Annotated in this window: 10 protein-coding genes and 1 pseudogene; 4 read left to right on the forward strand and 7 right to left on the reverse strand. The window is 63.8% G+C overall.

Annotated features, from left to right (window positions below):
• Positions 1-1,015 precede the first annotated feature (1,015 nt).
• From ACGLHR_RS12540 to ACGLHR_RS12550, 3 genes and pseudogenes are all read left to right on the forward strand, one after another.
• Positions 1,016-1,210 (forward strand): annotated as a pseudogene (locus ACGLHR_RS12540) (N-acetylmuramoyl-L-alanine amidase); the annotation flags it as partial.
• Positions 1,211-1,244: 34 nt separating this feature from the next.
• Positions 1,245-1,457 (forward strand): hypothetical protein, encoded by a 213-nt coding sequence (locus ACGLHR_RS12545; RefSeq protein WP_400094259.1) that lies wholly within the window; start codon positions 1,245-1,247, stop codon positions 1,455-1,457.
• A 205-nt stretch (positions 1,458-1,662) separates the two neighbouring features.
• Entirely contained in the window at positions 1,663-2,049 is a 387-nt protein-coding gene (locus ACGLHR_RS12550) for a hypothetical protein (protein WP_400094149.1), read from the forward strand.
• Between the two features lie 256 nt (positions 2,050-2,305).
• On the opposite strand, the gene ACGLHR_RS12555 is transcribed toward ACGLHR_RS12550, so the two are convergent.
• The 7 genes from ACGLHR_RS12555 to ACGLHR_RS12585 all read right to left on the reverse strand — a co-directional run bounded on the left by ACGLHR_RS12555 (position 2,306) and on the right by ACGLHR_RS12585 (position 13,980).
• Positions 2,306-3,238: an SCO family protein gene (locus ACGLHR_RS12555; protein WP_400094150.1), complete on the reverse strand. Its 933-nt coding sequence runs from the start codon at positions 3,236-3,238 to the stop codon at positions 2,306-2,308.
• Positions 3,239-3,251: 13 nt separating this feature from the next.
• Positions 3,252-3,743 (reverse strand): hypothetical protein, encoded by a 492-nt coding sequence (locus ACGLHR_RS12560; RefSeq protein WP_400094152.1) that lies wholly within the window; start codon positions 3,741-3,743, stop codon positions 3,252-3,254.
• Between the two features lie 50 nt (positions 3,744-3,793).
• A complete protein-coding gene (locus ACGLHR_RS12565) occupies positions 3,794-6,016 on the reverse strand; it encodes a multicopper oxidase family protein (RefSeq protein WP_400094153.1) in 2,223 nt (740 codons plus the stop codon).
• A 170-nt stretch (positions 6,017-6,186) separates the two neighbouring features.
• Complete coding sequence (locus tag ACGLHR_RS12570) at positions 6,187-8,661, reverse strand: PKD domain-containing protein (protein WP_400094155.1); 2,475 nt, start codon at positions 8,659-8,661, stop codon at positions 6,187-6,189.
• Between the two features lie 47 nt (positions 8,662-8,708).
• Positions 8,709-10,823 carry a cytochrome-c peroxidase gene (locus ACGLHR_RS12575; RefSeq protein ID WP_400094157.1) on the reverse strand — a complete coding sequence of 705 codons (2,115 nt, stop codon included), beginning with the start codon at positions 10,821-10,823 and terminating at the stop codon, positions 8,709-8,711.
• 125 nt (positions 10,824-10,948) lie between these two features.
• Positions 10,949-13,447 carry a PKD domain-containing protein gene (locus tag ACGLHR_RS12580; protein ID WP_400094158.1) on the reverse strand — a complete coding sequence of 833 codons (2,499 nt, stop codon included), beginning with the start codon at positions 13,445-13,447 and terminating at the stop codon, positions 10,949-10,951.
• A 356-nt stretch (positions 13,448-13,803) separates the two neighbouring features.
• Entirely contained in the window at positions 13,804-13,980 is a 177-nt protein-coding gene (locus ACGLHR_RS12585; RefSeq protein WP_400094159.1) for a hypothetical protein, read from the reverse strand.
• On the opposite strand from ACGLHR_RS12585, the gene ACGLHR_RS12590 reads away from it, so the two are divergent.
• A complete protein-coding gene (locus ACGLHR_RS12590; protein ID WP_400094161.1) occupies positions 13,979-14,446 on the forward strand; it encodes a hypothetical protein in 468 nt (155 codons plus the stop codon). The two genes, ACGLHR_RS12585 and ACGLHR_RS12590, sit on opposite strands and share 2 nt — an antisense overlap.
• Positions 14,447-15,093: the final 647 nt, after the last annotated feature.

Consider the following 15,093-nt stretch of genomic DNA (forward strand, 5'->3'; position numbering starts at 1 on the left):
CCACCTCCTCGAACAGCGCATCGCTCTCTCCACCTGAGCGGCGTGACGCCGTTTGCCCCGCTTTATTGAGAAGTTACGAACGCCTTCGCCCCCATAGTGCGGGCTCGACCTTGCCCCACCTTTGGCCGACCGGTTCATCATGGGGTCGCCCCCTCGATTACGGCCCGGTACTTCTCCTCATGCCCTTCGGATTCCACCTCGCGATGGACACCCTGCCCTCCGGAATACCGCAAGGTGGCGGCTTCAGGTCTGCCTTGGCTGTGTCCGGCTTTCGCCTTCGTGCCCGTTTAGACTTCTCCATACCTTCCACCTTTCTCCGGCCAGCGAGGCATTACCCCCGCTTTCGGATATGGCACCCCTCATCCGGGCGCCAGAGGGACTTCAACCCTCCTGAACAACGCGCTGCTCAGCGCACACTACGATCCTCTCCGCCACCCCACGACGCCCGGCCTGTCCCCACGGGGCGTCCGGTTGATCATCCCTGACGACCGCCAAGGGGCTTCCCGTGTGCGTGCGCTTTCCTTAGGGGCACGCAGCCGCTTGGCGGAGGTCAGGCGTTTGATTCACCACAGTGAAGTACGCGACGAGCTCTCCGTCGCCCATCGGCTGCGGATCCTTGATGAAAATAGACTGATCACAATTTCAAGTTCTTTTCAGTTCTTCTTCGCATCCCGGACCGTAGCAGTGGATGCCTTACCATCCACGCCATGATTTCGCGGGTGAGCTGGCAATTCGCTCTCAGCTATTTTCCCGGTATTCGCGGGGTTAATGCATGAACATTCTGGCTCCGAACTCCCGGGGCTATCTCTGCATGCAGCTCGCTCACCGTTTTTACAAACAATCGAGCATCGTTGATCATAATTGGTGTTTGTTGCGTAACAAGCCGGCTGCGCCCATGTGTTACCAGACCATGCCGCGACGAGAACTATGCAGACGTATTGGAGGCGGATTTTCATTGCAGGCGCCTTTCTAAGCTGTTGCGTTTATCGAGTCTAGGCCATCGCGATAGAAGTGTGTGACAAGCTCGTGCAAATCCCCACAGCCGAACGGTGCTCCAGCTCGTCACTCTGTAACGACAGCCGCGCGCAGCGCACGACGGCCGAGCCAGCGCAATGCCCGCAACCAGCCCGTTCACGTCAGCGCGCACTATGTAGTGTGGCGCGACGGTGAGTTGGTACAGATGGTTCGCAACAACGACGTCGCCTGGCATGCCAATGTGCTCAATGGCTACAGCATCGGGATCGATGCATGTGGCCAACACGCGCGGCCTCCTGCCCACCGAAGAGGAATACCGCGGGTCGGCGGCACTGTTGGTCTGGCTGTGCGGTCAGCACGGCCAGACCAACGATCGCACCAACATTCTCGGCCATGCCGAGCCCGACCCGCACACCAGCCACCGCGATGTCCTCGTCGTCAGACAACTGGCAAAACTGTCGGGCAAGGCGTGGATGCGCTGACCGAAGCTCCAAGTGGCGCTGGTTACCCTCGCCGAAAGCCTGGCGACGGGCCGCCGCTGGTTCCGGACGCCTGTAAAAACAGAGTCTTAAAATTTTAACGCTTCCGTGGAATAAACCATGGAATTGTCGCGTTTACGTTGGTATCAGCGTTGACTCCGTCGGCGACCCGCGCCAGCGCTGTCATGACCCGGACGGAACTACTGCCATGAACCGTGCATTTTTGTTTGCCTTGCGTATTGGCGCGCCGTTCATCCTGTCGGTGATGGCGGCAGTCGCGGCGGTCAGGGCCCAGCCGAGTTACAGCGGCGGCATCCTCGTCAACGCCGACGGGATGACGCTGTATGTGTTTGATCGTGACGTGGCGGGCAGCGGCAGGAGCGCCTGGCGTGGACAGGGCACCAACCTTTGGTTGCCGGCCCGGGCCAAACCAGAAGTCACGGCGGTTGAGCCGTTCTCTATTCTGGAACGCGAAGACGGCACCAGACAGTGGGCCTACAAGGGGAAGCCGCTCTATCTCTACGCGGGCGACCGCAGGCCGGGCGAGCGCTCCGGGGACAATTTCAAGAACATATGGCACATCGTCAGGAACTGAGCACCGACGGCGCCCTGCGCCGGTCTGCGTAGTCACGGCTCCTACTTCTTCCCTCTTGCTGGGCGCGGAGAGGGCAGGCGCTCGCCGTACCAAATGCACTCAAAGAGCGCGCGCCTTGGTACAGCGACTGGAGCAGATTGCGTTCATGGTGGTCCGCTTCGATTGCACCACAACAACGTCGCCATATCGCAGGAGGCTCTACCCGCGGCAGGTAACCGGTTCGGGCGCGGCACCCCGCCGCCCCGAAACCAGCGTATCAAGGCACGGATGCTCTCACCGCGCCATTTACTTTATTCTGCAATTCTAGGTAACCGAGCAGCGCGGCCACATCGTCACCGCCCAGCCCCAAGTTGGGCATGCGGATCTGCTTGTACTGCTGGAACAGGCGGGCAGCAGTCGGGTCCCCCTCGGCGCGCACCTTGTCCGGTTCGGTCACATACCGGGTCAGCCAGCGCCGGTCGCGGCGCGTGGTAACGCCCTGCAAGTCAGGTCCCAGCCGGTCGCCGTGGCCAACCGTATGGCAGGCCGAACAGCGGCTCTGGAACAGAAACTCTCCGCGGCCCACCAACAGCGGCCTCGCCTGCGCGTAGTCGGTTGTTGGCTTTGCATTGCCCCAACCCAGGAAATTGGTGATCGCAGTGGCAAGGAACTGTGGGTTGTCTATAGCAGAATGCCGCATCCACTGCCCCGCCGGCACATTGCCGACCATCAGCGTTGCACTATGGCCATCCTTCGTCTCCGGGTCATTGGCGCGTGAGAGGCCCAGCTTGCGCGCGATCAGCCGGATATCTTCGTCTTTGCCGGACAGGAACAACCAGCCGGGGCCGACACCGAACTTCTTCGCATAGGACTTCAATTCGGCCGGTGTATCCCAGGGATCGATGGCGATGGAGTAGAAGTAGATGTCGCGCCCCATCCGGTCGCCGAACATCTTCTGCACCTGCACCAGCTTGGCGGTTTCGAGCGGGCACACGTTCGCGCAGCTTGAGTACACGAGGTTGATGGCGACCGCCTTGCCCTTTAGCAAATCGTCATAGAAGCGGACCGTCTTGCCGTCCTGGGTTTTCAGCAGGACATTGGGGAAGTAGTCGGCGCCCCATGGGGTTTCGGCGTGCACGGGGGCGGCGGCAGTCAGCGCCGTCGCCCCCAGCGCCGCTGCCAGACGGCGCCAGTACCGGCTTATCGACATATTGCTCACCTCATCAGTTGGAACGCTCCGGGCGATCGGTGCCGACGGCCATGGTCTTCGACGTCTTCCCGGTTGCGTACAGCTTGAATGACGCCGTGGCCGATCGGGCCGACAGCGGTTCGCCATCCGGGTAGTACGGAAAACTGACCTCAATCGTTTCGGCCGTGTTCAGCCTGCGCTGCAGGCCGGTGGGACTGTCCACCCGATAGGCGGTCCCGCTCTCCTCGCCCCGGGCGGTGACCGCGGAAAAATCGAATGCGATCTCCGCTACCGGCGGCGCCTGTGGCGCGGTGATGACCGTGGTCTCGATCACCACCATGCCCGAGAACACGATGCTCTCCTGATCCCCCTGCATCTTCCCCGCCACCGGCAAGGCGGCGGAGTAGGTGGGCGGGTCGGCCGCGGCCGGCCCGCTGGTGCCACCCAGCAGGCCCGCGACACCCAGCCACAGCGCAAGGGTACCGGCTCGCAGCAGCGGCGGCCGGTGTCCATGCTGGTTCCTCATGATTCGCTCCGTTTCAGTTTGCGTTGTTTGCTGCCGGGCTCCCGCGAGCCCTATAGCGCGGTCTTCAGGACTTCAACCGGGTCCTGGAAGGTCACGCCCTGCGGTGTCGGGATGGGCGTGGGCAGGGGGCGCAGGAACGGCTTGCCGGAATCGTCGATTTCCCAGCGCAGCAGCATGGCGTTGTCCTCGTGCACGGTGTTATGGCAATGCTCCATAAACATCCCGCCCCAGTCGCGGAACTGCATCGTGATCTTCAGACTGCCGCTCGGGTGCAAGCGGTAGACGTCCTTGCGTCCCTGCTCCCAGGCGGGCACCTTCTGGGCGCTGCCATCGCGCTGGAGAATCTGTCCTTCCTCGAAATGGATGTGCAGCGGATGGTCCCAGCCGCCGCCGCCATTGACCAGGTTCCAGATCTCCCGGGTGCCCGCCCTGGGCGCGGCGGAAACCCGCCCATAGTCGGCGTTCAGCATCTCGCCGCCATCGGTGCGGATGCCCCATGGACCGAAGAAGCCCGATACCGACTTGCCCGTGGTCTGCTTGCCTCCATCGCCCAGGAGGAAGGTACGCTCGCGCGCCACCGGAATCTTGGACAGGTCGGGATTCGGAATCAGGGTCGCCGGCACGCGGCTGACATCGGGCACCGGCGGATCCCGCATCACGCGGAACTCGAGAATCGGTCCGACGCAAGTATCCTTCGACTTGCCAGACAACGCTTCTCCCAGTGTCATGTCATGCGCCACGCGCTTGCCGTCGTCGTGCTCGGCGAGGTTGACCAGCTGCACCCGCGCCCCATTGGTGTAGCGGGAGAAGTCGATCACGATGTCGTAGCGTTCGGCGATCCCCATCTCGTCGAGCTGGGACAGCACCACCGGCCGCGGCAACAGGTTGCCGTCGTTGCCGATCTGGATCATGGGCGAGCTGTCGCTCAGCATCAGCTTGAAAAAGCGCGATACCGAGGCGTTGAGGATGCGGAAGCGATACTTGCGCCGCTCCACTTCGAAGTACGGCTTGAATACCGCGTTGACCGTTATCTGGTCGCCAAGGAAGCCATCGAGGTTGAAGATGTCGAACTGCATCTGGCCGTCGCGATCCCATGCCTTGTCGCACAGCATCAGGTTGACGTCGTAGTCGAGATTGCCCCAGTCCTTGGATCGCCCGCTCGGCAGCCGCAGGTTCACGCCGTCGTTGATGGCCTCGTTGCCGCGGTCCAGCGCGCTGTAAATGTTCATCATCGCCGCTATCCCCTTGTACACATTCTGCGACGTGAAGCTGAACATATGGTCATGGAACCAGTGCGTGCTCATGGTTTCATGCCAGTCGCCGGGAATTTTGGTAATGCCGCCGTTGCCGTCCGGGGTACCCGCGCGCGGGTCGCTGGCCGTGGTGTTCATGCTGCGGAACCCGGCAAGCACCAGCGGCCAGTGATAGTCGTAGAACTGGCCCGGGAAGAAGAATGCCCCGGTGAAACCATCGTTTTCCGCGCCGTGATGTCCGTTGTGCTCGTGCGTCGAGATGGTGTGGATACCGAAGCCGCCGTTCTCGGTGCGATCGTAGGACAGCTTATTGTGGTGACGGAACAGGATGGGCTCGCCGTAGCGAGCCAGGACCAGCTTGGGCGGGAAGGTACCGTTGAAGGTCCAGAACTTGGTGGATTGCTGGTCCGGCATGCCATGCTGGAAGCAGGTCTGCACCTGCTGGGCCGGATCGATGCCGCAGTTCAGGCGCGAGTCCACGTCCGGGCGATAGAGCAGGTTGTGCGAGATGCCGCGCTGCTCGACCTCATAGGCCACTTGTGGCGGGAACAAGTCCCAGCCCTGATGTGCCCAGATGGGGCCCGGCGGGCGCCCTTCGATCGGGCCCAGGCCCCCACCCAGTGCGGACGGCACCGCCTGCATCGTCGTGTTGGCCTCGTGCGTTGGCGTAGGACTCAGGGCCGATACCGGCTTACGCGGCAGCACGTCCATGCGCGGCATGGGCTGCGTGAACGGCACGACCCCAAACAGCGGGCTCGCCGGAATGCCCGTGCTGCTGGCGCTGCTGGTGCCGCCGCTGCCGCTGCCACTGCCGCCCTTGCCCCAGGCCGGTCCTACAAACGGATTCAGCCCGTGCTTGCTTGCCACCATGCCTGTTACGGTCACGAGACCCCATTTCAGCAGTTCGCGGCGCGAGACCTTCCCGTGCGACAGCGCCTCGACGATCTCCAGCCGGTTCTTCCGTGCATTTTCCGCTTTGCGGACTTCGTCCGCCGGTGCGTCTTTCGGTAGATACAACATGTTGTTTTACCCCCATCTATCGTTTTGATCCCTTCTCCAGCAGGGCCTCCCCGTGCAAGCTTTGCTACTTCTCTTCACCCGCCCGGTAAGACGGAACTCGATGTCTTCCGGTCGTGGTTTCCGGGGGCGGCCTGGCATCCGCCCCCGGGGCTACTTGCGCGCAGCGCCTTTCAGCGGATGCGCGTGAGCTGTGTCGGCGGGCTGCTGCCACCCAGGTTCGACTTCACCACCAGGCCCTCGCCCGGGCCTGGCTGCGGCGCGCCAACCAGCGCCAGCGTGTAGTTCCCGCCGCCGTTGTTGGTCATGGTGTTGCCCAGGGTGGCGGGATCGAACAACCGGCCGCTGGTGGTGCGGTATGGCTGCAGGGTCAAGACCACTTTGGGGCTGACGACCGACGAGACCGCGGTCACGTCCAGCCGTTGCTTCGCGATGCGGTAATCGGCGACGGTGATGGTGTCGGTGTCCGGTGCCGGCGTGAAGGTGACGATGGCCGTGACTGGTGCCGACTTCGCGTTGCTGACCGTATCGGTGGCGATGACGGTGAAGCCAAGCACGTCGTTGGCGGTCTGGCCCACAGGCAAGGCGTGGCTCACCGTCATGCTCGCGCTGCCGCTGGGCTGGTTGAACGGCTGCGGGGGGCCGCTGGTCTGCGTCCAGCTATAGCTGAGCTTGTGGGCACCTGTGCCCACCGCGGTGAGGACCACCGTCGATCCGGACGGCACCGTCAGCGGCGCGACCGGGTTGACGAACGGCACCGCCGCCTGCGCGGGCGTGACGGTGACCGTCATGGCCGAGGTCGCCTTCTGGCCATCGCAGCCGACCACGTCGAGAGCGAACAGCAAGGTGTTGGTGGCCGTCACCGTCGGTGCGTTGAAGGTCGGGTTGAGTACCGTGGCCGACGGTGCCAGGGCGATGCCCTTGGGCGGTGTCCATTGGTAGCTCAGCGAGCCCGAACCGCTGGCGGTGCCATTCAACTGCACCTTGGTCGCGCCCGACTGCACCGTGATGTTGGCGCCGGCACTGGCTTGGGGCGGCGTGCACGAGCTCGGCTGGCTCGAACCTGGCCAGGGCTTGAGCGGCCCCGCCACCACGCCGCTGGACGAGCTGTAGCCGCCCTTGGCCAGAAACGGTATGGTGGCGAAACTGATCGGGGGCGGCGTCACGCCGGGGAAGCTCTCCTGGAACAGGTATTCCAGGATCGGGGCGTGGTACTGGCCGGGCACCAGGCCATTCTTCAGCGGCGTGGCGCTTGCGGGCGTCCAAGCCCCTTCGATGACAGCGCGCACTTCGCGCGTGGCCGGCAGGAAGGTGTTCTCTTCCAGCGGGCCGAAGCAGAAGTTGAATGTGGCCACCAGCCCCGTGCAGGGCGGCCGGAAGCGCCAGCGGCCCTTGACGGTGCCGGTCGGCGCGCCGGGATCGACGCCGACGATGCCCCAGTCACGGTCGGTGGTGGTACCGTCGGGCGCCACGTCGACGCCATACAGGTGGATATTGCGGCTGGGGTCGGTGGTGAAGCCCTCGAAGCGGGTCCGCACCACCGCCTCCATGTTGGCCGGCACGATGATGCCGCCATTGCCCAGGATCGTCACGTCGATCGCGACATAGGCGGGATCGGTAAACGGCGCGGTGAAGATGCCGAGATTGGCAATGAGCGTATGGGCGGAAACGTAGGTCGAATCGGTGGTGGTGTAGGGACCTTGCACGCCGCGATCGCTCACCAGCGTGCCCGAGTAGGTGACGTGGTCACCGACCTCGAACGGCGCCATGATGCGCGGGTCCGGCAACTGCCCCGCGGCCAGCGACGCGGGATCGGGCATGGTGAAGTTGCTGGCGAACTGCCCGCTGACATCCTTTGGCCGGTTGCCTTGCGGGCAAGCGTCGTCGTCGGCCTGGCGGCTCGCATCGACGCGCGGCACGCACATCGGGTAGCCCGTGACGCTGCGGATGGTCGGGTTGTCGGCATCGATGGTGAAGCGCCGGTCGGGCGACGTGGCGCGCCCGAAGCGGCCACCGGGATCGTTGACCCGCACGCGAACGCCGGGCTTGCTGGCATCCAGGACGTTCTGCGGGACGCCGCTGCCGTCGCGCACCAGCCGGCCGCCGACCCGCATTTCGCCACTCGCATAGTCGATATAGTTGATGAAGCCGGTGCCGCTGTTGAGGGACTGCTGCGAAATGTAGACCAGGCCCGCAATATAGACATCGCCCACCTGGTTGCCGATCACATGCGCCTCGTAGCTGCTGATCGGCGCTGGCGAATCGGCCAGCGCCATCCCGGTGGCAACGTTCGTGTACGGCGCCGGGGCCTGGGTAAACAGCTCCTTCCACGTCAGGGAGTTGGCAGGGAGGATCACGATGGTGCTGGACGGGATCACGATGGTATGGCCATTGACCCGCATCTTGCCGCCGCACAGCGCGTCGCCGCACGCGTCCAGCGTTGCCTCCTGGATATAGCCAAGGACATCGAACTGCGCGTCTACGCCCGGCGCGGGCGCCTGTGCCAGCGCCGGCGGCGTCACGAGCAAGGACACGGACAGCAGAGCCCACTGGAAAAGAGCGCGCCATGCGCGGCCGGGTACCCCTGCCGCGCCAGATTGCCCGGCGCGCTTCACGGCGCCGGTGATTGCTTGGTGTAGAGCTGACATGCTGTGGCCTCCCTGTTTGCCATTCAGCTGTTCATTGCGTTCGCGGCTCAGTGCGCGAACGGGCTCAATTCGAGGAACGTCTGCAACCCAGTGCGCGTGCCTTCGGCACCCACTTCGCGCTGGCACTGCATCAGGTCGATGGCGGAACCCTTGCGGCCGTCCTGCGCCACCGCCTTGGACCCGCCCTGATGGCCGCTCGGTATGCAGATCGACGGGTGATCGAATGGCGCGCGGCTGAACCGGACCCGGTCATCCGACAACGACAGCAGGAAGGCCACCAGGTCCTGCTTTTCGCTCTCGGTCATTCCAATCGGTCCGACATGGAAGTCGAAGTTGTCGCGATTGGCATAGCTGAAGTCGCCGCCGCGGTTGTAGAAGTCGACCACCTGCATCAGCGTCGACTTGCCGCCGTTGTGGAAGTACGGCCCCGTGAACTCGACATTGCGCAGGCCGGGCGTCTTGAAGGCGCCGTCCGCGACAATGCGCTGTCCCTGGGGGAAGGGGCTGCCGCCAAAACCGTTGCCAAGCAGCGCGCTCTTCCCAAGCTGCGCCATGCGCGTTTCCGACAGCGGGTTGCCATAGGCGTCGTTGCCGCCGAGGCCGATGTCCTCGTGGGTCGGCCGCACGCCGATGTTGTAGAAGCCGGTGTCGTAGATGCCGACTGCGCCATCGCCCATGGTCATTCGTTCCACCCGCTGGTTCTGCACATTGTTGAAGGCAGCATTGGTGGTTTCCGGGCCGCCATGGCAGCTGATGCAGCGGCCCCGATCCTGGAACAGCATGAGCCCGCGCATCTGCTGCGCCGTCAGCGCGGTGCGGTCCCCTTCGGCGAAACGGTCGAACGGCGTGTCGTCGGCAACCAGCGTGGCTTCGTACATCTGGATGGCGATGCCGAAGAACAGCGCGAAGTTGGCCTCCATCTGGTTGGTGACCAGGTTGCGGCGTATCCGTTTGAAGTCGAACTCGAAGTCGATGTCATCTTTGCGGCGCTGTTTCAGCAAGTCCATCGACTTGAAATTTAGCGCATGGGAACCGGGCAGGTTGAGCGTTGCCATTGACGCCCAGTACTCCGGCCGGAACGCCTTCTTCACCAGCTCCGCGTAGGTGGGCGCGCGCACGGCAAACGCCCCGAGCACGCTGTCGCGCGGCGAGATGGTCTGGTCGGCCAGAAGGCGCTCTTTCAGCAGCTTTTGTCCCAGGTCGATAAAGGCGCGCCCCTGGCAACTCATTTCGGTTCCGCTCATCGGCGGGCCCGACGCCTGCGATGCCAGCGACGACGATGACAGCGACACCGACACGTTGCGCATGACGCCCTTGTCGAATTTCCACACCAGCGGCTGGGTGTTGCGCATGCCGAAGGGGTCGCCGCCGTTGAACACGTTGTTGGCCCGGCCGTCCCAGAAGTTGCGGAAATTGAATACGGCATTGATGGCGCTCGGGGTGTTGCGCGGGGGGACGCGCCGCGTGTTGACGCCGTTGATGTCAAAGCCGGTACCGCCGTGCAGGACGGAATCCGTGACGTTGGTGCAATCGTCGGTCTTGCCGTTCCCACGGACGCCGTCGAACTTCGCCGTGAAGACGCCCTGCGACGACACAACGTCATTGATGTCGGAAATGATGGTGCCCGCGTCGTCGATGTCCGCGTGACGCGTCAGCGGGAAATCCGCCGCGCGCAGCGTATAGTTGGGGCCGGCTTGCGAGCCGCCGATCTGGAAGGTCTGGTCGTTTGCCAGCAGCCCCGGGTTGATCTGGTTGGTGATGCGGTGGTCGGCACCGGCATGGAAGTGGCAACTGGCACAGGCCATGCGGTTGTCGCTGCCGACGCGGGTCTCCCAGAACAGGGCCTTGCCAAGCTGTATGGCCGCGTTCTTGTCGCGCACGAACTCGGCCAGCTCCTGGTCGGTCGGCCCCGGCACCGCTACTTTCTTCAGGGATCCCAGCGGCCGTTGCACCGGGAAAATCTGCGGTGAAGACTGGGCATGCAACAGATGCATGCCGGCCAGCGGCAGTCCAAGCACCGCGCCGGCAAGACCCAGCACGACCCAGCGCACAGTGCGGCTTGCCCGCCCTCGCCAGGAACAGTCGTTGTGATGCGCCTCGATCGCGGCTTGCGCCGGTTCTCGCGACGATACCTCCCCTATACCATTGCTGGTCTGGTCCATAACCCCTTCTCCCCGTGTACGCTCGGTGTCCGCTTATCGGCAGCGAACCTTGGCGCAATTCTTATGTCCCCGGGCAGGTCCCCGGGATGCGTCTTGCGCGCATCCCGGGGCGTGCCCTCACCTGCTTAGCGTATGCGCGTCAGTGCGGTCGGTGCGCTGGTTCCTCCTATGCTGGATTTCACGGTCAGCGGCGTTGCCGGCGGTGACGCGGGTTGCGGTGCCCCGACCAGGACCAGCGTGTAGGTCCCACCGCCGGTATTGGCCAGCGTGGCGCCGAGTGCGCTGGGGTCGAACGTCGCGCCCGAGGTCGTCTTGTACGGTTGCAGTGTCAAGACGAGGTTCGGGTTGACGATGGACGACGTGACCGTCAGGTCGACGCGCTGTTTCGCCGTACGGTACTCAGCAAGCGTGATGGTGACCGCATCCGGCTGCGGCGCCACCGTCACCGTGACACTGACCGGCTGCGATACCTGCCCGCCGTCGTTAGCCGTCACGGTAAAGGTCAGCACATCGCTGGTTATCTGCCCCAACGGTATCGCACGCGTGAACTTGATGGACGCGCTGCCTGGAGGCTGCTGCGAGAACGCCTGCGCGGGACCAGCCGTCTGCGTCCACGTGTAGGTCGTGGCAGCCGAACCGCTGCTGGTCGCAGTCAGCGTGACGGGCGTGCCGGAGGTGACCTTCACCGGTGCGATCGGGTTGATCACAGGGACCGGATGGCTGGGCGGCAGCACCGTCACGGTGACGGTCGACGTGGCAGTCTGGCTCTTGCAACCAGTGACCGTCAGGCGGAACACCATCGTCTGGGCGGAACCACCGCTTGGAATCACCGGCGCGTTGAAGGTCGGGTTCGGCGACGTCGGGTTGGTGATCACCGTGGTCGACGGCGACACCGCAGTCCACGCGTAGGTGAACGGCCCGGTACCTGTTGCGCTTCCCGTCAGCGGCACCGACGTCGCGCCGGAGGCGACACTGAAGTCGGCGCCGGCGTTGGCGGTCGGGGCCGTGCAGGACCCCGGCGCCTGCGCGCCAGGCCATGGGTTGAGCTGGCCCGCGAGGGTACCGGCGGAGGACGTGTACCCCCCCTGTGCCAGGAAGGGAATCGTATCGAAGTTGTTGGGCGGCGGTGGCGTGCCGGGTGTGTTCTCCGGGAAGATGTACTCCAGGATCGGAGCGTGATACTGCCCTGCCATCAGGCCGTTCGCACCACCGGTAGCCGCCTGCAGGGTCGCGGGCGTCCATGCCCCCTCGATCACCGCGCGGACTTCGCGCGTCACCGGTATGAAGTTGCCTCCGGAAGGGGGCGTGCAGGCCTTGACGCTAGCCACGGTGGCCGTACACGGTGGCCGGAAGCGCCAGCGCCCCTTGACCGGGCCCGTCGGTGGGCCCGGGTCGACAGCGATCGTGCCCCAGTCGCGATCGCTGGTGGTGCCGTCGGGGTTGACGTCGATCCCATAGAGATGGATGTTGCGGCTCGGGTCGGTGGTCATGCCCTCGAAGCGGGTGCGAATGGCGGCTTCGCCCGCGCCGATCACGGTCAGGCCACCGGTGCCGAGGATGGTGACTTCCACCGCAACATAGGCCGGGTTGGTGCCGGGGGCGGTATAGATAGCCACATTATTGGTGATCGTGTGCGCGGACACATAGGTGCCGGCGCTGCCCGCCGGGTACGAGCCGCTGGTACCGCTGTCCGTGACCAGCGTACCGGCATAGGTGACGTAGTCGCCCACCTCGAACGGCGCCATGATGCGAGGATCGGGCAGTTGCCCGGCGGCCAGCGTGGCGGGTGCCGGCATGGTGAACGCGCTCACGAAGTTCCCGGTGCCATCCTTCGGCCGGTTGCCCTGCGGGCACAAAGCGTCGGGGATCACGGTCAAATCGTTCGGATTGGTCCGTGGCAGGCACATCGGGAAACCGGAGGTGCTGCGGATCGTCGGATTGTCTGGATCGAGCGTGAAGCGCTGATCCGGTGTTGCCACGCGGCCGAACCTACCGATCGGATCATTGATGCGCACGCGCGTGCCCGGGTTATTGCCATCGAGCACGTTCTGCGGCACGCCGGTCGTCAGGTCAACATTCAGCTTGCCGCCGATGTACATTGTGCCGTCGGCATAGTCGATATAGTTGATGTAGCCCGCGCCCGAGTTAAGCTCCTGCTGCGACAGGTATATCAGTCCGGCGATATAGGTATCGCCGACCCGGTTACCGATCACGTGGGCCTCGTAGGTGGTCAGCGGCGGCGGGCTATCCGTCAGCGCCATGCCAGTCGCAATGCCGGTGTACGGCGCCGGAGCCTGATCGAACAGCTCCTTCCAGGTCAGCGCATTCGCCGGCAGGATCACGATGGTCTGGTCCGGCACCACCACGACATGACCGTTGACCTTGAGCTTGCCGCCAGTGATGGCGGTAGCGTTTGGACCATTCAGCGTGGCCTCCTGCAGGAAGCCGGCAATGTCGAATTGCGACGCCGCGCCCGGCGGCGGCAACTGCGCCAGCGCCTGGCCATGCCAGCACAGTTGCAGCAAGAGCAGCGCCACAGCCAGCAATGCACGCAACGGCTCAAGGCTGCGCGCGGCCCATGTTGACCGACACGCGGCACCTCCGCCGCGGTGCCGTGTCGTCATACCCACTTCGTTCCACATGATTCCCCCCTCCCCTCACCATGATCCAGAGCGTGCTGGGTCCGCCGTCGCGCGGCGCTTCCCATCGCTCGCGGTTGCTTCCGCTGCCTGCCGTCTGTCCACCAAAGCGCTGAAACGGGCCGGCGCCTGCCATGCCATGCAGGCGCGTGGCGTCGTTGCCAAACGCGCGGCAACTCCGCTATGCTGAGCGTTGGCCTTTGCGCACTGGCATGCTCCGCTCCGCATTTCCCGTTTCAATGTTTCAGCAAGCTAGGCTGGTAGCCTTCGTGTCCGACATAGAGCTCCTCCAATCCGAATGACAAAGTTGCACGCGGGCTGTTTCACAACACTGCTTGCCGCTAATTCATGCTCAGCACCAGGTGCGCGATCTGGTGCGGTGCCGTCAGCGCGGGCATCATGCACCAGCGGTCGAGCCGCTCGTTGCCGATGCTGAGCATGCCGGTATGGCGCGCCAGGCTGGCGTCTTCCGCCGGATCGGTGTAGTAGAATCCCCGCCGGCGGCGAACCAGCTCCATGTCCGCGCGCCTGCCGGTCACGAAGGTCCAGTCCGGCTTTCAGCTCGGCTGCGGAAGGCGTGCCGGGCAGCTCGCGCAATGTGGCCGGCCCCCGGATTGCATCCGGCACCCTGGGATGGGACTTGACGTCAAAGCGCAGGATCTGGGTTCCCGGCGACAGCAGCTTGTCGGTCGGGCCGCGGCCGTCGGTCTGCTCCAGCCGGTTGACCAGGACGATAAATGGCCTGGTGTAAGGGCTTCCGCGCGAATCGCCGCCATCCTTGGCGTGGGCCGGTCTTGTGACCAGTTCCTCTCCAAGCAAAGTGGTTCCCGAGCCGGCCACGCCGAGCTTGAAGGAATGCCTGCGATTCTCCCCTTTGGTTTTCTTATTACCCACGTTTTTCATTCTTTTTTCCCGTCTTATTTAACGACCCATGCATTTCGACTGGACGGCCGGATCCCAGCCGACCTGCAGCTTTCTTCATAATCGAAAACAATTTAGAGAGCGGGCATCAATGCTGCCGCTACGATGGGCGACTTCGGGCTGCGCTCATAGTCTCTCCGACTGGCGCAGCCATGACGCGCATGCGGGGGCCCGCGCTGGCTCCAGACGGCACAATTGGCGAGCACTTAAATGTCTGATGCATTTGCATCACCTCCCATGGTTTACCCGAGGCTATCTTCGCGACGCTACCAGGCACTCCCTGTATGTGCCCGGATGGCATCCCTAGCCTTGCCGGCTAACCGTTTTTTGTTTTTTAGATCGCCAGAGCCATCGACTCTGATTGACCGAAGCTTTCGCAGACCTTTCACTGACGCCTAATCATTTGTTGATTGCGTTCAACGGCACCATAGGTCAAATGGATGAGTAATGTCTTTACATTGATCCAGCGGGCGTCGGGTGCCCGCGCAATCCGTAGTCCTGGCGCGAATTAGCCGAAATGCACTTATCAATAGCTAATGAAATACATGGACATTCAACCGAGAGGATGAGTCGCACGTTCTTTTCTTTTCAAATACCTCCGTGCTAGTCTTTCTCCATGGCGGGGGAGCGGGCATGAAGCCAATAATAAGAATTCTCATTTGCTTATCAACGGGACTGACTGGCATCAGCCTTTGCGATCTTGCGTGGAG

Source organism: Cupriavidus sp. CuC1 (assembly GCF_044627735.1).
Taxonomy (GTDB): Bacteria; Pseudomonadota; Gammaproteobacteria; order Burkholderiales; family Burkholderiaceae; genus Cupriavidus; species Cupriavidus ulmosensis.